Raw genomic sequence first — 19,452 nt, 5'->3', positions numbered from 1 at the left:
GGTATCGCTCAAAGCACGTTGGGATAGATGTAATAGGCGATGATCCGCTCGATGAAGATCGCGATCAGGATCGCCACGAAGGGCGCGAAATCGATGCTGCCGAAATCGGGCAGGCGGCGCCGGATCGGTGCGAAGACCGGCTCGGTCAAGCGATAGAGGGCATCGCCGATCGCCGCCACCGTGGGATTGCGGCGGCTGACGACGTTGAACGCCACCAGATATGAAAATACCACGGAAGCCAGCACGATATAGATATAGAGCTGCAGCAGGATGAGGATGATGTCGAGGATTGCGCGCATCGGGTCTCCAAGCCTTCCGGGCCATTCACACCTGCCTCTGATCTAGCGACCGGAAGGGTGCACCGCAAGTGCGGGGGATTGGGAAGAAGCGGACTTGACGTCCGCCCGTCCACCGCACCATTGCCTCTCCTTGCGATCTCTGCGACACATTCGCCATGAGCACGCACGATCACGATCACGACCATGACGACCATCACCATGGCGCGCCGCCCTCCCCCATGGCCGAGCGGGTGAAGAAGCTCGAAGCCGTGCTGGTCGAGAAGGGCTATGTCGACCCGGCTGCCCTCGACGTCTTCATCGACACCTATGAGAACAAGGTCGGCCCCCGCAACGGCGCCCATGTCGTCGCCCATGCCTGGCGGGACGAGGAATTCCGGACCTGGCTCCTGGAAGACGCCACGGCGGCCATCGCCTCGCTCGGCTATTCCGGCCGCCAGGGCGAGCATATGAAGGTGGTGGAGAACAAGCCGGGGCTCCACAACCTCATCGTCTGCACTCTGTGCTCCTGCTATCCCTGGTCCGTGCTCGGCCTGCCGCCGGTCTGGTACAAATCTGCGCCCTATCGCTCGCGCGCCGTGATCGATCCGCGCGGGGTGCTGGCCGAGTTTGGCGTCACCCTGCCTGATGACACCGAAATCCGGGTCTGGGACTCGACCGCGGAACTGCGCTACCTCGTACTGCCCCAGCGGCCCGACGGCACCAAGGGGTGGAGTGAGATGGCATTGGCCCAGCTCGTCACCCGCGATTCCATGATCGGTACCGGCCTTGCCATCCAGCCTGGAGGGCTGTGAGTTCCAACTCGCAACGACGAAACTTCAACCGGTGCCTGCATGACCCGCTTTATCGCCAATGCCCGCATGTACTCGGTCACCCCGGAGGTCGAGGACCATTGGAAGACCCTACTCGGCCATGTGATGGCGAGCGCCGGTGTGGCCTTCGACTATGAGCCCTACCCCGCCCCGCAGCCCCTGGAAGTGCTGTGGGAGCGTGACGATCTCGGCTGCGTCTTCATGTGCGGCTATCCGATCGCCTTCCAGCTCTCCGAGGTGATCCCGATTGCGGCGCCCATCCCGGCCGCCGAATGGGCCGGCGGCAAGCCGCTCTATCGCTCCGACCTGATCGTGAAGGCGGACAGCCCCTTCCGGCGCATCGAGGATACGTTCGGCCATCGCATCGGCTGGACGGTCGAGCACTCCCATTCCGGCTTCAACGCGCTACGCCATCACCTGCTGCGCTATCGCTCGCCCGATCATCCGGTCCTCTATCGCGAGGTCGTCGGCAATCTCGTCACCGCGCGCGGTATCCTCGACAAGGTATTGGCGGGGGAGATCGATGTCGGCCCGCTCGACGGCTATTGGCACGAGCTCATTCGCGCCTATCGCCCGGACCTGACCGAGGGTATCCGCGTGATCGGCTCCACCGGGCTGGCACCGATCCCTTCCTTCGTGGCGGCTCCCGGCCTGCCGGCGGAGACCATCGTGCGACTCAAGGCCGCCTTTGCGGCCGCCCATCACCAGCCCTGGTTCCCACCGCTCGGCGAGGCGCTTCGGCTCAACGGCTTCGCGCCGGTGGAACAAGCGGATTTCGAGAGGACGCTGGCCTGGGACCGCGAGGCGCGGGAACAGGGCTACGCTACCATCGCCTGACCGCCAGGGTCTGATAAAGGAAAAGGGCGGAGAGACCCCTCACCCGCCCTTCGGGAGCCTTCCCTGTATGGGGAAGGCTCGACAGATCTTGATTGTGCCTCAGTAGAGCGGTTCCGGCTCCAGGCTCGAACGCCGCTTGGCCTTGGGAGCAGGCGCCGGCTCGGGCATGCCGCCCATATCCGCTTGCACGGCTTCGGGCTGGATACGGATCGTGGGAACGGTACGCGACTGGGCCACCATGGGCCGCCTCGGCTTGGCCGCAGGTGCAGAGGCCTCAGCACCGGACGGCCCTTGCTGGAAGTTGAATTGCGGCTGCGAGCCGCCACGAACCGGCGGCAACGCGACATGAGAGCCGTCAGCTTGGCTTGCACCGATATGCGCTTTGCCGATGGAACCGCGCGGCCGCACCGGCGGCAAGGCCTCCGGCATCATGCCGGCATCCGGATCATTCTGGGCGACCTGCACCTGGGGTTCGGCGCGGCGCTTGACCGGGCCGAGGCGAGGACGGGTCGGCGGCAGGATGTCGATGACGGGATCGGCCTGCGGACCGGCATCATCCTGATAGGCCACAGTCGGCAGAGGCCGGGCAGCAGGCCGCGAATATTTGCGCGGCTGCGGCGAGGGCATCGGCTCGGCAGCGGCCACCGTCGTCGGCAGCGGCGGCATCTCGGCCTGGGCCACCATCACCGGCGGAGCATAGGGCGCATCGCCACCGCGGCGGCGCTTCTCGTAGAAGGCATTGCCACCGGCAACAGCGACGTAATGCATGTTGTTGTAGGGGTAGGTGTAACCGGCCGTGTGGAAGAAATGCACATTCTTCGACATGCCCGGATAGCGCTTGCCGCTGATCACCTGATCCGCCACTCGGAAGGCACGCTCGCGGCCGGAGTCGTTCATCCGCTTCGTCAGCACGCCCGGGGCGAACTGCACGCGCTGGCCGACCGTGCCGCAGATCGAGCGCGGATATTTGCCGGACTCGACACGGTTCATCACCACCGTGCCGACGGCAAGCATGCCGTCATCGCTGGATCGGTTGGACTCGAAATACATGGCACGGGCCAGACACTCACGCTCATTCGTGGTGCTGGCCACGCGCGAGGTCGAAAAGAGGGCGCAGCCGCCAAGAGCCGAGGTTACCGCCGCTATCGCGAGGAAACGCAGGGCAGATGTGAGGGTTCGTGTCTTCATGCGCTCGTTGTGTCGTGAGAAAGTTAACGACCGGTAATCATTTTTGTGGCGGAATTGCAACGAGCCTGCAAAACTTCTCCATAAGGGTGTCTTTTTAACGGGATGGTTACCCGAATCTTGCCAGCCGTGCCCGATTTGCAACACTTTTGGGCGGGCAGAAGGCGTCTGATACCAAGTCTCGAAAACGCGGACCTGTCGAAGTATGTGCTCTTGAAAGTGCTTCGACTGATGGGTGGGAAGGGCAGGCGAGGACGCCTGCGATCCCGGGAAAAGTCAGCATCTTCGCGACTTGGTGTGAGGACGAGACGCCTCTAGTCTCTCTCTGCGGCGGAACGACCTCCGATCTCCTGGCGCAGCCATTTGAGCAGGGTCGATATGGTGCGATGGCGCCAGCGCGTTTCGGGGGCGATCAGCCAATAGCCACCGAGCGAGACGTCGGTCTGCAGAAGCTCGACCAGCCGCCCCGCCGCGATGTCCCCGTCTGCCTGCAGGCTGGTCGACAGCGCCACGCCCTGGCCCGCCAAGGCCGCATCATGGGTGGATGAGGCCGACCACAGCCACGGCCCCTTGAGCGTGGCGGCTCGGTAGCCGGCGAGACGCAAGAAGCGGTGCCATTGGCTGGCATTGTCTTCATGAATGAGCTTCTGGCCGGCAAGGTCGGCCAGGCTGGCTATCGGCGCCTGCGTCGCCAGCCAGGCCGGGCTGGCGACGGGAAAGATGCGCACGCGCTGGAGAAGTGCAGCCATCACGGGCGATGCTGGAGCCTCCTCGGCGAAGATGATGGCGGCATCGGCTTCATGCCGCTCGAAATCGGGCTGGTCGGAGGTCGCACGCACCATGATGATCGTGTCCCGCAGCACCGACTGCAGGGCATCGAGCCGCGGTGTGAGCCAGCGTGCTGCCAAGCCCGGGGCGCACCACAGCCGCAGCTGGCCGCGCAGGCGCTGGGCCGGCCGCAGTTCCACGGTGACTTCGGCGAGCTGGCCGAAAGCCGCGGTCGTCACCTCGAACAGGCGGGCGCCGGCCTTGGTCAGCCTGACGCCGCGCGCCCCGGAGGTGACGAGGTGAAGATCGAACCAGGCCTCCAGGTGGCGCACATGCCGGGACACCACGGTGTGGCTGACGCCGAGCGCCTCGCCGGCCTTGCGCATGGAAGAAAAGCGCCCGACCGCCTCGAAGGCCCGGAGCATCGACAAAGGCGGCAGCCGGCCGCCGAAGGCCGCCTCGGCGCCATCGCCGGCATTCATCTCCTCGCCGCCGCCCGGTGGGTCTTCGCTCGAAGACTGATTGCCTGGACCCACCACCACGCCGCGCCCTTTCCATGCCCGATCCCGACCCGCAGCCCTGCCTGCTGCAATGCGCCGGGTGACTGGTGTCTCAAGGCTTCAGTGGTTACAAATCCGCACCGCCGCGGCAGGCATAAAGCACCTGCCGCCTTGCGGCAAGACGTGGCAGGATTCCAGCCAAGCGCCTGATCAGCCGCAATCCAAGAGCGTCGTCACGGAAGGGCTCCGAACCGATCGGACAACAGCCCGTCGATGATCCCGCACGGAGATTGACGAGCCGGTCGCACAGCGCCATAGCATGCGCCCACAGCGCATTGATCAAGCAATCGGAGTTCGATCCATGAATGCACCCGCCACCAAGGCGCATGGCGCCAACCGCACCCAGACGGAAGACCTTCTGGAAAGGCGCGCCAGCGTCTTCACGCGCGGCATGAGCGCGGGCCAGCCGGTCTTCGCCGCCAAGGCCAAAAACTCCGAGATCTGGGACGTGGAAGGCCGCCGCTTCATCGATTTCGGCGGCGGCATCGCCGTGCTCAACACCGGCCATCGTCACCCCACCGTGATGAAGCGGGTGCAGGAGCAGCTCGAGCGCTACACCCATACCTGCTTGATGGTGACGCCCTACGAGCCGGCCGTGCAGGTCGCCGAGAAGCTCATCGAGATCGCGCCGATCTCTGGCCCCAAGAAGGTGATGCTGGTCACCACCGGCGCCGAGGCCGTCGAAAACGCCATCAAGATCGCCAGAGCCCATACCGGCCGCTCCGACGTCGTGGTGTTCAACGGCGCCTTCCACGGTCGCACCCTGCTGGCGATGGCGATGACCGGCAAGGTCGTGCCCTACAAGACCAAGTTCGGCCCCTTCCCGGGCGGTGTGTGGCGCGTGCCCTATCCGATCGAGCACAAGGGCATTTCGGTCGACGACACCTTCGAGGCGCTGAAGTGGCTGTTCAAGACGGATGTCGATCCCAAGAACGTCGCCGCCATGGTGATCGAGCCGGTGCAGGGTGAAGGCGGCTTCTACATCGCCTCGCCGGAATTCCTCAAGCGCCTGCGCGCGCTGTGCGACGAGCACGGCATCCTCCTGGTCGCCGACGAGATCCAGACAGGCTTCGGCCGTACCGGCAAGTGGTTCGCCATGGAGCATTCCGGCGTCGAGCCCGACCTGATCACCACCGCCAAGAGCCTGGCCGGCGGCTTCCCGCTCGCCGGCATCGTCGGCAAGGCCGATATCATGGATGCACCGGAGCCCGGCGGCCTCGGCGGCACCTATGCCGGCAATCCGGTGGCCTGCGCCGCCGCGCTCGGCGTGTTCGAAGCCTTCGAGGCCGAGGACTTGCTCGACAAGTCGACCAAGCAGGGCGAGCTCATCCTCAAGCGCCTCAAGGCCATCAAGCGCAAGAAGACCGGCCGCCCGATCGGCGACATCCGTGGCCTCGGCGGCATGACGGCGTTCGAACTCGTCACCAGCCATGGCGGCAACGAGCCCGATCCTGCCGCGGCCAAGGCCCTGGCGGCCGAGTGCCTCGAGCGCGGCCTGATGATCCTCACCTGCGGCGTCTATGGTGAAACGGTGCGCCTGCTCGCCCCGCTCACCATCCAGCCCAAGGTGCTCAAGGAAGGCCTCGACATCCTCGAAGCCGCTCTGCTCGGCACCAAGTAAGCCTGTCGCGATGGGCCGTTTGCGGGTCCTCGCCGTCACCATCCTGCTGGCGCTCCTCGGCGCCGGCGGGCCTGCTCTTGCCGAGGTCCGCTTCGGCAAGAACGTCTTCATCGGCGGCCACGACTTCTCCCACCGCCGCTACAAGTCCGTGGATATCGAGACGACCACGCGGCGCCCGCCCTGGTATGGCTGCCGCTGGTATCGGGCGGGATCGCGCTATCAGGGCCGTCTGATCCGCACGCGCACGCAGATCTGCAATCTCAGGCAGATCCCTCTTTCGCAAAGGCGGCGATAAATCCCTGGGATCGCAGACATCTTGCCGATAGGCGCTAACTCAGGGCGAGAAGCGCAACGCCAGCCACCCCTTCGCCCCGTTTACGGGGAGAAGGTAAGGATGAGGGGCGGCGCAAACCTTGAAAAACTGCGCATTGCTGAGCCCCTCACCTCTATCCTCTCCCCGTAAGAACGGGGCGAGGGGGCTCGCACGCTTAGCCTAATCTTCAACCCGATCATCTCGCCCGCCCCTTAAAATCCCTACACCGTCTCCCAAGCCCCGCTCTTTTCCGAGCGGAACAGCGCATCGATGATCTTCATGTTCTGCACGGCGTCGGCCGGGCCATAGGGCAGCGTGATCTCGCCGCGGATGGCGGCGGAGAAGGCATCGACCTCCTCGGCATATTGATCGACCGGGGCGATGGTCTCGGCCACCGCCGAGGCGTCGCCGAGCCTGGAGCCGTCATCGGTATAGACGGTCACGGCCTCGGCCTGGGGTGCGTTGAAGGGGATGGTGATCTCGAAACGCTTCTTGGTACCGACGATGTCGACCCGCTGCAGCGGAGTGAGCTGGGTCGACACTGTGAACTCCGTGCGGCGCCCCTCGCCGAAATCGAGAATGGCCGAGGCGAGGCGGTCGACGCCCGTCGCCGGATCGCGATCGATGAGGGCGATTACCCGCCGCGGCTCCGCATCGAAGATGAAGCGGCCGGCGACGATCGGATAGCAGCCGATATCCAGGATGCCGCCACCGCCGATGTCGAGCTGGTTGCGCACATTGGCCGGATCGACATTGTAGTAGGAGAAGAAGGCCTGAATGGCCCTGACCTCACCCAATTCGCCCGAGCGCGCGGCCTCCCTGGCCCGCAGCCATTGTGGATGGAAGCGCACCATGAAGGCTTCCATCACCAGCCGGTCGCGCGGCAGCACCAGGAGTTGCGCCGCGTCCTGGGCCGTCAGCCCGATCGGCTTCTCGCACAGCACATGCTTGCCCGCCGCCACGGCCTGCAGGGTGAGCGGCACATGGAGATGGTTGGGCAGGGGATTGTAGATGGCATCGATATCCGGATCGGCGAGCAAGGCTTCATAGGAACCATAGGCCTTGGGGATGCCGAGATCGTTGGCAACGGCCTCCGCGCGGGCAAGGTCGCGCGAGGCGATGGCGACAGCTTCCGCGCCCTTCGCCCGCTGGATGCCGGGAATGACCTTGCCCGTGCCGATCTTTGCCGTGGATAGGATACCCCAACGCGTCTTGGCCATGCCGGCTCACTCCCAGGAAATTAGTCCGACTTATCGATGGGCGGCATTCTTGGCATGGCCGGAGACGAGAGGGAAGACCTGTCGTGGCTGTGGATGACCAAACGCATTTGCGCTGCCGCATCAGGCCCCGGCTATGGACTCGACCTTCTTATTGGCTGCAGATAGACAGATCCCACCATTCGCCAACAGAAACAGTTTCAGCCCATGAGCAACAACAGAACACGCCGCCCGGGCGATCCTTGGAAGAATGCCGAGGCGGTCTTCAAGCCCGCGGCGCCCAAGGCTCCGGCGGCTGCCGCGCCGCGGCCGGCGCTGCCCAATGCCAAGGAATTGGTTTCGCTGCGGATTGACCGCGACGTGCTGGAGCACTTCCAGGGCGATGGGCCCGGGTGGCAAGACCGCATCAATGCGATCCTGCGGGAGGCTTCCGGCGTCGATCACTAGAGCAAAACGCTTTAGCCCGGTCTTCGGCCGGACGAGCTGAATGCGGAAAACGAAGGCTGAAAACTCGATCTCAGCCCGTCACCAGAAACTCGGGATCGGCCGGAATCTGCATGGCCGTGACCAGATGATTGGTCTTGCCGGCCAGGCCGATGATGGCGAGCAGCTCGCCATATTGTGCGTCGTTCATCCCCTTGGCCCGCGCGGCAGCCGTATGGGAATGCACGCAATATTGGCAGGCATTGGCCGAGGAGACCGCGATATAGATCAATTCGCGCACCAGCGGATCGAGGGCACCCTCGCCCACCATCACCGCCTTGACCTCCTCCCACGTGCGTTTCAGCAGCACCGGATCATTGGCGAGACCACGCCAGAAATTATTGACGAAATCGGATTTGCGCGTCGCCCTGATATCGTCGAACACCGCCTTCGCGGCCGGATTGGCCGCGACCTCGTCGTCGCTGAGAAGTTTTACGGTGGCCATTATGTGCTCCTGTGTAAGGTGGACGTCGATCGGGGGGCGCACATCTCTACCCTCCCCTCGATGGGGAGGATCGATGCGGAGCATCGGGGTGGAGTGGCCGGCGCTTCGCGCCCTTGAAAATCATGTTGGGGCAAGTGTGTTCCCAAGAAAAGAATCGCCCCACCCCGACACTACGTGTCGCCCCTCCCCATCGAGGGGAGGGTAAAGAGAGAGCCTGTTCTCCTCCTACGCCAGCCTCTCCCCGCTCTCGCCATCGAAGAGATGCAGGGCCCTGTCGTCAAATCCGATGCCGACCTTTTCCCCGATATCGCGCTGGAACTCCTTGTCGACCTTCACCGTCACGCTGGCGCCACCACAGCGGCAGGTAACCAGCGAATGATCGCCGATCAGCTCGATGGCGAAGACTTCGCCGGCGAACTTGCCGAGATCCGGCTCGGTCACCCGGCAATCCTCGGGCCGTATGCCGGCAACCGCGCGCGGCGCCGAGGTGGTGTTGGTGGTGCTGAAAGCGCCGGCCTCGGAGGAAAAACGCCCCTCCTTCAGCCCCCCCTCCAGGAAGTTCATCGGCGGCGAGCCGATGAAGCCGGCGACGAAGAGATTGGCGGGGCGGTTGTAGATGGTCGCCGGCGTATCCAGTTGCTGCAGCACGCCCTTGTCGAGCAGGGCCACGCGATGGGCAAGCGTCATCGCCTCCACCTGGTCATGGGTGACGTAGATCGTGGTGATGCCGAGCTCATGCTGCATGTGCTTGAGCTCGGCGCGCATGTGGCCGCGCAGCTTGGCATCGAGATTGGACAGGGGCTCGTCCATCAGGAAGGCGGCGGGGCGGCGGATGATGGCTCTTGCGAGCGCCACACGTTGGCGCTGGCCGCCGGAAAGCTGGCGGGGCAGGCGATCGAGCAGATGATCGAGCTGCACCTGACGGGCCACGTCCTTCACCGCCGCCTCGATCTCGGCCTTGGGGCGTTTGCGCACCATCAACGGATAGGCGATGTTGGCGAACACCGTCTTGTGCGGATAGAGCGCATAGGACTGGAACACCATGGCGATGTCGCGATATTTCGGCAGGACATGGGTGACGTCGCGCTCGCCGATCCGTACTGAGCCCGATGTCACCGTCTCCAGCCCGGCGATCATGCGCAGGGCCGTGGTCTTGCCGGAGCCGGAGGCGCCCAGCAGCACCAGGAACTCGCCGTCCTTGACCTCGAGATCGAGCCCCTTGACGACATCGACCGCGCCGAAGGATTTGTGGACGTTGTTGAGCGTGACTTGCATCTTCAACCCTTGACGGCGCCGACCATCAGGCCTCGCGCGATATGCTTTTGCAGGAATGCGGCAATGGCGATGACGGGCACGATCATGATGACGATCAGCACCGACATGTACCACCATTGCGGGCCGCGGGTGGTGTTCTGCGCCGAGACCAGTACGGGCATGGTCTGCGCATTGGCATTGGAGAGGAACAGGGCCAAAAGATATTCGTTCCAGGCCAGGATCAGCACCAGCATGAAGGTGGCGGCCAGGCCCGAACGCACCAGCGGCAGGGCGATGGTGAAGAACACGCGCAGCTTGGAGGCGCCGTCGATCTCGGCGCTCTCCTCGAGGTCGAGCGGAATGCCGGCGAAGAAATCGCGCGTCAGCCAAACCACGATGGGCAGGTTGATGGCAGTATAGGTCGAGATCAATGCGATCTGGGTATCGAGCAGCTTCAGGTTCTGGAACATCACATAAATCGGCAGCACGGCCACGATCGGCGGCATGATGCGGTTGGAAATCATCCAGAATTCGATGTCGTTGTTGCCGAGCGCCGCCTTGAAGCGCCGGCCGATGGTGCCGAGGATCATGAAGAACAGCACCAGGGCCGCCACCACCGCTGCCGGCCAGGGCACGGCAAACAGGGTCACGGCGACGACGACGCCGGCGGCCAATACGATGAAGGCAAGGATTGCCGCAAGCTTGACCTGGAACCGGATGCGCACCAGGGCATAGGCGGCGAGCGAGCCGATGATCAGGGCCAGGATCGTGCTCACCAACGCCACGATGATCGAGTTCACATAGGGCCAGAGCGTGTTGTTCTGGAACAGCATGAAGTTCCAGGCATCCAGCGTCGGCTGGAAGTCGATGAAGGGCAGGTAATAGGGGCCGGCATCGACCTGGATCTGCACCTTCAGCGAGGTGACCAGCACCCAATAGAGCGGGAAGAGCACCACAAAGGTCCAGCCCAGCAGCGCGGCATAGGTCAAGGCCTTCGGGATCGGTGCCAGTTCCTCGAGGCTGCGGCGCTCGAACAAGCGGTGCAGCAGAGGGCGGTCGTCTGTGTCGGCACTCATCCCTGATACCTCCGGCTGGGGCGCACCACGAAGTTGAAGAAGGAGACGCAGGTGATCGTCGACACGAACAGCAAGAGGTAGCCGACCGCCGCCGAGCCGCCGAAATCCTGGGTGCGCCAGGCGATGAAGGAGTGCAGGGTCAGCGACTCGGTCGCCAGGCCCGGGCCACCGGCCGTGAGCACGTTCGGCATGTCGATGATCTTGAAGGCCTCGATCAGGCGGATCAGCACCACCGTGGCCGCCACCGGCGCGATCGCCGGCCAGGTGATGTCCCTGAAGATCTGCCAGGGGCCGGCCCCGTCGAGATGAGCGGCCTCGAGCTGGTCGCGCGGCTGATTCTCGATCGCCGCCAGCAGCACGATGAACATGAAGGGCGTCCACTGCCAGGTATCGCCGACCAGTACCATCAGCCGCGCCGACCAGGCTTCCGTCGCCCAGGACCATTGGCTGACGCCGAAGAGCTGGCTGAGCGGAGCGAACGGTCCCTTCTGCATGTCGGCCAGCATGCGGAAGATGTAGGCGACGCCCACCGGCGTCACCATCACCGGAATGAAGAAGATCACCCGGAACCAACTACGGGCGCGGATCGGCTGGGCACAGAGCAAAGCGAGGCCGAGCCCGATCAGGAACTGCACGGAAACGCCCACCACGACATAGAGCAGCGTGTTGAGGAGCGTGCCGGGAATGCCGCCCGCCACCGTGGTCGCAAGCACGACGTAGAAGATTCCGGCGATCAGGCTGGAAGCGATCAGCCGCCCGAGGAAACCGAAGAGTGCGAATCCATTGGTCGCAAAGCGAAATAGCCAGAGCCCGAGCAAGGCGAGAAGGGCTACGAACAACAGCCATTCCAGCCAGCCGAGGGCCTTGAGCGTGCCGAGGAAATGATATTGCTGGGCGCCGAGAAACAGGCGCAGATAATTGTAGAATCCGATGAAGGTGAGCGTGAAACTGCCGCCGGCGAGCTTGAAGCGCGAAAGCGACAGATAGGCCGAGGCGATCAGCGGGAAGATGGCGAAGGCCAGGAGGATGAGCACGGCAGGCAGCACCATGATGCGGCCGGAATGGCGATCGACCCATTGGGAAAGGCGCTCCCACCGGTCCGTTTCATCAGGGATGGAGAGGTTGACGGCCATGGCTATCCTGGCTTGGGTTCTAAGCGCTCAGATGATGTCGGGACGGCCGACTTCCTCGCTCCTCGGAAGGCTGGCGTGGGTACCGATCCCTAGCTCTCAAGATAAGGCGCAACAATCCTTCCCCGACTTCGGGGAAGGTGTCGATGCACAGCATCGACGGAAGGGGGGGAGCGTGGCTCGAACTGAACCAGTAAAGCAGCAAGGTCACGCCATCCTACCCCACCCGAGCCGGCTATGCCGGCCCACCCTCCCCGAAGTCGGGGAGGGATTGTCGCGTCCCACATGGCTTGGTTAAAGCCTGCCACCAGAGGTTGCACCCTATTTCGCGCCCAGCGTGTTCTTGTAGAACTTCATCTGGTCTTCCGTACCGATCTGCTCGTTGAGATCCTTCCAGCCGTCGGCAACCGCCTTGATCGTGGCCTCCTCGTCGATCTCGCCGGCCAGGAAGCGCGCGATCGCCTCGTCCAGCACGACCTGCTGATATTTCTGGTTCTGCGGGATACGCAGGTCCAGGATCATGTTCGGGCTGTTGAGGCTGTCCTTGATGGCGCCGAGATAGAAAGAAGCTGCCTTCTCGCTCATGCCACCCTTCTTCCAGGAATCATTGTAGCTGAGCTGCGACAGGCGATAGGGATTGAAGCCGGTCTTGCCGATGGTGACGTCGACATTCGACTGGGCCGGCGCGGTCATATAGGAGAAGAAGGCGTAGGCCGCGTCCTTGACCTTATCCTGCGCCTTGGCATTGATGCCGCCGCTCCAGCCGCCGAAGGCAGCATAGGGCGCATGGTTCACGCCGTCGATGGCATTCGGGCAGGTTTCCTTGGAGCAAGCTTCCAGCTTGCCGCTCTCCCAGTTCAGCACCTGCTTGGAGCCGGGCATGAGGGTGGCGCCGGTCTTGTCGATCACCTTCGAGGTCGCGGGATCGATGGCGAGCACGCCGACGTCGCCCCAGTCGAGATTGAGGGCGCATTTGCCGGAGGTGAAGAGCGGGCGGGTATCCGACACGTCCATGTTCAGTTCGTCCGGCGGACCATACTTGCCGGATTCCTTGAGGAAGGCCAGCGCCTTGCGGAAGGCCTCGTTATCGACGAGAGGCGCCATGTCCTTGGTGTTGAAGAAGGTGCCCTGCGACGTCCCCCTCGACTGCGTCATCGACCCGACCACGTCGGTGACGAACCAGTAACTCTGGGCGTTGCGCTTCTTGGCGATGCAGGAGCCGTAGACCTTCTGGCCGTCGACCTCCATGCCGTTCAGCTTCTTGGCCGCTTCCAGATATTCGTCCCAGGTCGTCGGCGGCTTGAGGCCGGCCTTCTCGAAGATGTCGGTGCGATAATACAGCATATGAAAATCGCCATCGAGCGGGACCAGATAGGTCTTGCCGCCATAGCTCGACGAGAAGTCGCGGAAGAAAGGGGCGATGTCGTCCCAGGCGATCGCCTTGTCCTTGGCGACCCGGCCACCGATGTCCTCCAGATAGCCGCCGGAGACATAGTCCACCATCCATTGAGGCGCGAACACCGCCGCATCGACGGAATTGGTGCCGCTGGCCCAGTCTGTCAGCACCTTCTGATAGAGATCGGAGAAAGGCACCGCGATCACGTTGATCTTGGCGCCGGTCAGTTTCTCGAATTCCGGGGCGCGCCGCTGCAGCGGCTCCTGGATGGCGCCCGTCTGCGTCATGATGTTGACGGTAACGCCATCGAATTCGCCCGCCTTGGCCGGCAGCGCCACCCCAGCGAGCGCGACTGCCATTAACGCAGCACCAATAACTCCGTTTCTCGAAGCCATTCGTCCCTCCCAAATGTCGTTTTTGTTTTTATGCCGATATCAGGCGCTGCATTCACGCCAACACATCCCTGCAGCAGGACATCGCGGTTCGATTATGGCACCGCCGCTGAGAAAACGTCAAATGTCTGATCAATGACGGGAAGATCGCTTTTATTCTAGAATCAGCTATAGGATCCGCGATGAGTTCTTGAACGCTATACCGTCGACGAAAGCATTGTTTACCTGCTTTTCAAGTTCCCCTTTTCGCCTCCTTGCCGCAAGGAACAGTACAGTCTATCGTTCAATATTCTCCCGCCAATTCCTCTACTGTATTCTCCCGATTTAGTCGCCAACAACCACAAAAGCCCAAAGACCAGCAACGACATGTCTCTCCGGTTCGCGATGAATGACTGGCCATGTGAGGAAGCGGCATCGTGTTTACGCCCGTGATGAAAGGCCATAAGGGGCTGGCTCGCGTCGGGGGATCGCAGTGGAGCGTACGCGAGGCCGATCCTCATTTCATCTTCAAGCTCGGCCCCTGGCCGGCCAGATATATCGCCATCGAGATCATCTCGAGCGGCCCCGAGTTCGAACCGCATCTGTATATCGATACCGGTTATGGTTTTCGGCCCGAGCAGGTGCTGCCGCTACCGCCGGAGCGCCATGGCGTCTATGCCTTCAGGACCGGGGGGATCAGGGGCTTCCGTCGTGTGCGCTTCGACCCCTGCGAGGAATATCCCGGAGCGGATGCGGAGCCAGGCAGCTTCACCCTGAACATTCGTACCGCCCGCTCGCTGGCCTCCCTCCGCCGCCAGCTCGGCACTGCCGCCGACCGCCTGCATCTCATCGAACTCGACGAGTTGGCCAACGCGCCACCGCCGCCGCGCCAGCTCGCGCCGGAGGAGCACTTCCAGGCCGTCCTGCACCTGGCGGAAGCGGGCCTCGCCGACATGGAGCAGCCTGACGAAGGGCTGCCGGCACCGCTGCTTTCCTTCGTGGTTCCACTGCACGATACGCCGCCCGCCTTTCTCGACACCCTCCTGAACTCACTGCGCAGCCAGCGCGCCCGCAACTGGGAACTGCTCCTGTGCGACGACGCGTCCAGCAGCAGGGCCACTCTTGCCTGGCTCGAACGCATGGCGGGGCAACCCCAGATCCACATCCTGCGCACGCCGCACAATCTGGGCATCGCCGGGGCGACCAATCTCGGGCTCGCGGCGGCGCGCGGGGACTGGGTCGGCCTCATCGACCATGACGACGCCCTCGCGCCGCTGGCCCTCGACTATCTCAACGATACCATCCGGCGCCATCCCGATGCGCAGTTCATCTACACTGATGAAACCATCACCGATGCCAGGCTGAAGCCGATGGGGTATTTCTTCAAGCCGGCCTATGACCCCGTGCTGCTGTCCGGGGTCAACTACATCAATCATCTCTCGCTCTATCGCCGCCAGCGCCTGCAGGCGCTGGGCGGCCTGAGTTCTGGCTTTGACGGGTCGCAGGACTATGAACTCCTGTTGCGCTATCTCTCGGAGCTCCCCCGGCAAGCCATCATCCATCTGCCTTACCCCGCCTATCTGTGGCGACGGCATCGGGCCTCCTATTCCGCCACCTTCACGGCCACGGCTGTCAGCCATGCCCGCCGGGCCCTGGCCGCGCATTACGCCAGCAACGGTGTCGCCGCCCCCGTCGGCCCGGCACTGGTGCCCGATCTCCACCGTGTCGAGCTTTCACCCGATCGCCGTGTTTGGCCCTTCATAAGCATCGTCATTCCCAATCGCGACAGCCCCGCCCTCCTCGCTCGCCTGCTGGCCGATCTCTATGAGCGTACCGATTACGCCGACTTCGAGATCATCATCGTCGACAATGGCAGCACGAACGCGCAGACGCTGTCGCTCTACGAGACCATGCGCCGGCAGCATGGGAACTTCCGGACATTGATATCGGCCGAACCCTTCAATTTCTCGCGCCAGGTCAACCGCGGCATGCGGGATGCGAGGGGCCAGGCGATCCTTCTTCTCAACAACGATATCGCAATCATCACCGCCGACTGGCTCAAGGAAATGGTGAGCTGCCTCGACTATCCTGAAACCGGCATTGTCGGGGCCCGCCTGCTCTATCCCACCGGCAGGCTGCAGCATGCTGGGGTTATCGTCGGGCTGGGTGGCCTGGCCGGCCATTGGTACGCCAATGCAGCGCAGGACACGTCGGGGCCGATGAACCGCCTCAAGGTGCGCCAGACCCTGAGTGCCGTCACCGGCGCGTGCATGCTGATCTCGCGCCAATGCTACGTCCGGGTCGGCGAGTTCGACGAGACGGCTTTCGCCATCGCCTATAACGACGTCGACTACTGCCTGCGCGCAGCGGCCGCCGGCCTCCGCACCGTATGGACGCCCTTCGCCACTCTCACCCATCACGAATCCGCCTCACGGGGCAGCGACGAGACAAAGGCGAACAGGGAACGCTTTCAGCGCGAAAAGGAGGCCCTGCGCCAAAAATACCGCACGGACGTTTTCCAGGACCCGGCCTACAGCCCTTGGTATTCCAGACATTCGTCCGCCCCTCGCGACATTCTGCCGCCGAACCTGCCGCCGCCGCGCTCCTGGGCGGCAACAACGACCGTTCCCGACGAATCCGATGCTTTCCTCGTGTTCAAGGCCGACCAAGCATGACCGTCATCATCGGGTGTCATTTCCGCAAGGCGCGGCCACCGGCATGAAGCTCACGCCGCTCGTCGATGTCGTCCTGCAGGACGGCCGGACCATCTCGCAGAGCCGCCTGCCCTGGTTGCGGATCGAAGCCCCGGTACGGCAATGGGCCGGGCGTTGGATCCGCCTCGTCTTCGAGGCCAGTCTGCTGGATCCGTTGACCCGCCCGATCCTGCGCATCATCCGTCCGGGCGGCGAGGAGGAGGTGATGCTGCCTGCGCCATCCTTTGGCCGCGGGATTTGGATCGGCTTCCTGCCCCCGGACGCAACCGAGCTGCATCTGTCACCGGCCGACTGGGCCGGTCCGTTCGCCTTCCGGGTGGTGAGCCTGGGCCGCATCGGCCCCCTCCCGCGGCTGGCCAGGGGCGCGAGGCGCCATCCCAAGGCGGTCCTGAGCGCATTGTGGGCGAGCATGCGCGGCAATCGGCGCGTAGAGGTGGCCCGGCTCAGGCGCGCCCTCGGCGCGACGCCCCTCGCGATGTATGAAGCCTGGCGCATCGAGCGCAGCCGCGCCATCGAGTGGGCGGGCCTCGACATGCCATCACCGGCGGCAGCCAGCGCACGCTTCCGTCTCGTCATCATCGGAGATCCATCGAAGCACGAACCGGCCTGGCATGACTTCGCCGCTAACCAGCCTCTCAAGGGCATCGCCCTGTCATGGGCTTCGCCGCAAACGCCGCTGGTCCCCCTCCTGGACGAGAGCGGGGACGACGACCTGGTGATTGTCCTGCACGCCGATGATCGGCTGAGCGATTTCGCCCTGGCGGCGATCGCCCAGCGATCCGTCGAGGACCCCGCGGCCCTCTATTATGGCGACGAGGAATGCGATGGGGCGCCCCGCTTCAAGCCGGACTGGAGCCCTGTCCTGGCCCGCCATGCCGCGTTGGTCGGGCGAGCCTGGTTTGCGCGTGCGGGTTGGCTACGCCAAGCCATGCCGTCCGGTGCGACGGCGGAAGACCTGCTGTTTCGCCCGCCCGTCGACGCCCTCGCCCGGGCCGTGCACGTCCGCCGCATTCTGCTCGCCACCTCGCATGCCAGCCCGGCGGCTCCTCTTTCCCCGCTCAGCCCTGCCGCCATCACTGCCGGCGGACAGCCGCCAATGTCGACGATCATCATTCCGACCCGGGACCGCGCCGACCTGTTGTCGGCCTGCATTCGCAGCCTGCTCGACCACAGCACCCAGGACCATTTCGAGGTCGTCATCATCGACAATGGCAGCACGGAGCCGGGCACCCTGGCCTATCTGGACAGCGTGGCGAAGGACCCTCGCTTTTCCATCCTGCGCAGCCCCGGCTCCTTCAACTTCGCGGCAATCTGCAACGAGGCCGCCGAGCGAGCCCGCGGCGATATGCTGGTCTTCCTGAACAACGACACCGAGATCCTGTCCGACGATTGGCTGTCCCGGCTGACGGGCTGGGCTCGGCAACCGGACATCGGAGCCGTCGGCGCAAAACTTCTCTACAAGGACGATACGCTGCAGCATGGCGGCGTCGTCCTCGGCATGGGCGGGCGGGCCGCCCATTTCGAACGACGCCTTCCGCGCACCGATACTGGCTTTTTCGGGCGCCTTTCCATACCGCATGAATTGTCGGCCGTCACGGCCGCCTGCCTGGCGGTTTCGCGCGAGAAGTTCCGGGGTATCGGCGGCTTCGACCAGAACAATCTCCCGATCGACCTGAACGATATCGATCTATGCCTGCGGCTCAACGAGCGCGGCTGGCGAACCTTGCTGGATCCGTGCGTGGTGTTGCACCATCACGAGTCCGCCTCGCGTAGCAACAAGATGCCGTCCGAGATGCTGTACAGAAAAGAAATAGGGTATTTTCGCTCGAAATGGCTTCACCTGCTCAGGAACGACCCCTACTTCCATCCTGCACTCTCACTGGAGTGGTATAAGGCAGCGCTTGGTTGAGTGCGGGATTTTGAGAATTCGTCCCGGGATAGATCATTTGGACATAAATTTAGGGCTACATATTGCGGCGCAGCGATTTTAAGGTCTCATCCATGCCAAATTGCGCTATGAAGAGATGGAGGCTGGGCCATCATAGTGGGGCATCTAGAAACACCGCCGAGTGGAAAAGTAAATGTTATCGAAATGGCTTGGCAAGCAGAGGCGCCGATCGGTTGCCGCATTCCAATCCGCACAGAAACCGACAAAGATATTTGACCGCTATGTAATTTCGATGCCCAGCCATCAGAACGCCGTTGATGTCATTCAAGGTTGGAGCAGTGCTTTTCCGCCGGAACTGGGTATTACGGCCGGACCGCTGGCCACCTATACGGATTCCCGGATCGCCTGGATGATGAACCAGCATGGTCCGCTCGAGGGCAAGGTCGTTCTGGAGCTCGGGCCGCTGGAGGGCGGCCATACGGTCATGCTCGAACGCGCCGGCGCCATCGTCGATGCCATCGAGGCCAATCAGTCGGCTTTTCTGCGCTGCCTGATTACCAAGGAGATCTTTGGTCTGTCACGCTCTCGCATCTGGCTCGGCGATTTTGTCAAATGGCTCGAGGGCACCGAGAAGACCTACGATCTCATCGTGGCTTCCGGCGTGCTCTACCATGCCAACGATCCTCTGCATTTGATCGAACTGATCGCCAAGCGAACCGACGCCACCTATTTCTGGACCCATTTCGTGGACGACGAGCTCATGCCGCCATCCGACCCGCGACGGGCCGTCTTCGCCAGCAAGCCACAAATCCAGGATTTTCATGGCATCGCCGTGCGAACCTATCTGCGCACCTATCGCGGCGCCGCCAAGCATGCCGAGTTCTGCGGCGGTCCCATGGATCAGCACCGCTGGCTCAATCGCGACGACATGCTGGCGGCCCTCAGGGCGGTCGGCTTCACGCACATCACCTTGGAGGACGAGCAACCCGACCATCGTTACGGGCCGGCGATGTCGATCTATGCACGAAAATAGAACGGTCGCCCCAAGATCCTCGAGCAAGCCGGCGCCCGCCGCGGCAGGCTCGA

Annotated in this window: 17 protein-coding genes; 8 read left to right on the top strand and 9 right to left on the bottom strand. The window is 63.5% G+C overall.

What is annotated here, in order from left to right; translation table 11 throughout:
* Positions 1-8: 8 nt before the first annotated feature.
* Positions 9-299 (bottom strand): YggT family protein, encoded by a 291-nt coding sequence (locus ACZYTC_RS27330; RefSeq protein WP_434955019.1) that lies wholly within the window; start codon positions 297-299, stop codon positions 9-11.
* Between the two features lie 155 nt (positions 300-454).
* Between ACZYTC_RS27330 and nthA the strand changes: the two genes are divergently transcribed.
* Both nthA and ACZYTC_RS27320 read left to right on the top strand, forming a co-directional pair.
* Positions 455-1,090, top strand: coding sequence for a nitrile hydratase subunit alpha (gene nthA, locus ACZYTC_RS27325; protein ID WP_434955018.1), 636 nt, complete (start codon positions 455-457; stop codon positions 1,088-1,090).
* 39 nt (positions 1,091-1,129) lie between these two features.
* Positions 1,130-1,945 carry a phosphate/phosphite/phosphonate ABC transporter substrate-binding protein gene (locus ACZYTC_RS27320; RefSeq protein ID WP_488991017.1) on the top strand — a complete coding sequence of 272 codons (816 nt, stop codon included), beginning with the start codon at positions 1,130-1,132 and terminating at the stop codon, positions 1,943-1,945.
* 99 nt (positions 1,946-2,044) lie between these two features.
* Here the strand turns inward: ACZYTC_RS27320 and ACZYTC_RS27315 are convergent, their stop codons facing one another.
* A complete protein-coding gene (locus ACZYTC_RS27315; RefSeq protein WP_488991016.1) occupies positions 2,045-3,133 on the bottom strand; it encodes a cell wall hydrolase in 1,089 nt (362 codons plus the stop codon).
* 311 nt (positions 3,134-3,444) lie between these two features.
* The gene (locus ACZYTC_RS27310) at positions 3,445-4,440 is read right to left on the bottom strand and encodes a LysR substrate-binding domain-containing protein (protein WP_488991015.1); all 996 of its coding nucleotides are present in this window, start codon (positions 4,438-4,440) and stop codon (positions 3,445-3,447) included.
* Between the two features lie 319 nt (positions 4,441-4,759).
* Here ACZYTC_RS27310 and gabT point away from each other — a divergent pair, with 319 nt between their 5' ends.
* Positions 4,760-6,079 (top strand): 4-aminobutyrate--2-oxoglutarate transaminase, encoded by a 1,320-nt coding sequence (gene gabT, locus ACZYTC_RS27305; protein ID WP_434955014.1) that lies wholly within the window; start codon positions 4,760-4,762, stop codon positions 6,077-6,079.
* Between the two features lie 10 nt (positions 6,080-6,089).
* A complete protein-coding gene (locus ACZYTC_RS27300) occupies positions 6,090-6,374 on the top strand; it encodes a hypothetical protein (protein WP_488991014.1) in 285 nt (94 codons plus the stop codon).
* Positions 6,375-6,613: 239 nt separating this feature from the next.
* On the opposite strand, the gene ACZYTC_RS27295 is transcribed toward ACZYTC_RS27300, so the two are convergent.
* Entirely contained in the window at positions 6,614-7,612 is a 999-nt protein-coding gene (locus ACZYTC_RS27295; protein ID WP_488991013.1) for a Gfo/Idh/MocA family protein, read from the bottom strand.
* 204 nt (positions 7,613-7,816) lie between these two features.
* On the opposite strand from ACZYTC_RS27295, the gene ACZYTC_RS27290 reads away from it, so the two are divergent.
* Positions 7,817-8,056, top strand: coding sequence for a BrnA antitoxin family protein (locus ACZYTC_RS27290; RefSeq protein ID WP_068293266.1), 240 nt, complete (start codon positions 7,817-7,819; stop codon positions 8,054-8,056).
* Between the two features lie 70 nt (positions 8,057-8,126).
* Here the strand turns inward: ACZYTC_RS27290 and ACZYTC_RS27285 are convergent, their stop codons facing one another.
* The 5 genes from ACZYTC_RS27285 to ACZYTC_RS27265 form a co-directional block, all read right to left on the bottom strand.
* Entirely contained in the window at positions 8,127-8,537 is a 411-nt protein-coding gene (locus ACZYTC_RS27285) for a carboxymuconolactone decarboxylase family protein (RefSeq protein ID WP_434955011.1), read from the bottom strand.
* A 225-nt stretch (positions 8,538-8,762) separates the two neighbouring features.
* Positions 8,763-9,812, bottom strand: a complete 1,050-nt coding sequence (locus ACZYTC_RS27280; protein ID WP_488991012.1) for an ABC transporter ATP-binding protein — start codon at positions 9,810-9,812, stop codon at positions 8,763-8,765.
* A 2-nt stretch (positions 9,813-9,814) separates the two neighbouring features.
* On the bottom strand, positions 9,815-10,867 hold the full coding sequence (locus ACZYTC_RS27275) for a carbohydrate ABC transporter permease (RefSeq protein WP_488991011.1): 1,053 nt from the start codon (positions 10,865-10,867) through the stop codon (positions 9,815-9,817).
* Complete coding sequence (locus ACZYTC_RS27270) at positions 10,864-12,000, bottom strand: carbohydrate ABC transporter permease (protein ID WP_488991010.1); 1,137 nt, start codon at positions 11,998-12,000, stop codon at positions 10,864-10,866. Before ACZYTC_RS27270 ends, ACZYTC_RS27275 begins: the two co-directional genes overlap by 4 nt.
* Positions 12,001-12,318: 318 nt before the next feature.
* Positions 12,319-13,752 carry an ABC transporter substrate-binding protein gene (locus ACZYTC_RS27265; protein WP_488991009.1) on the bottom strand — a complete coding sequence of 478 codons (1,434 nt, stop codon included), beginning with the start codon at positions 13,750-13,752 and terminating at the stop codon, positions 12,319-12,321.
* A 449-nt stretch (positions 13,753-14,201) separates the two neighbouring features.
* Between ACZYTC_RS27265 and ACZYTC_RS27260 the strand changes: the two genes are divergently transcribed.
* The 3 genes from ACZYTC_RS27260 to ACZYTC_RS27250 all read left to right on the top strand — a co-directional run bounded on the left by ACZYTC_RS27260 (position 14,202) and on the right by ACZYTC_RS27250 (position 19,399).
* A complete protein-coding gene (locus ACZYTC_RS27260; protein ID WP_488991008.1) occupies positions 14,202-16,439 on the top strand; it encodes a glycosyltransferase family 2 protein in 2,238 nt (745 codons plus the stop codon).
* A gap of 43 nt (positions 16,440-16,482) precedes the next feature.
* The gene (locus tag ACZYTC_RS27255; RefSeq protein ID WP_488991007.1) at positions 16,483-18,387 is read left to right on the top strand and encodes a glycosyltransferase family 2 protein; all 1,905 of its coding nucleotides are present in this window, start codon (positions 16,483-16,485) and stop codon (positions 18,385-18,387) included.
* Between the two features lie 271 nt (positions 18,388-18,658).
* On the top strand, positions 18,659-19,399 hold the full coding sequence (locus ACZYTC_RS27250; protein ID WP_434955004.1) for a class I SAM-dependent methyltransferase: 741 nt from the start codon (positions 18,659-18,661) through the stop codon (positions 19,397-19,399).
* Positions 19,400-19,452: the final 53 nt, after the last annotated feature.

Source organism: Labrys sp. F242 (assembly GCF_057813875.1).
This window is presented reverse-complemented; position numbering and strand designations above follow the sequence as displayed.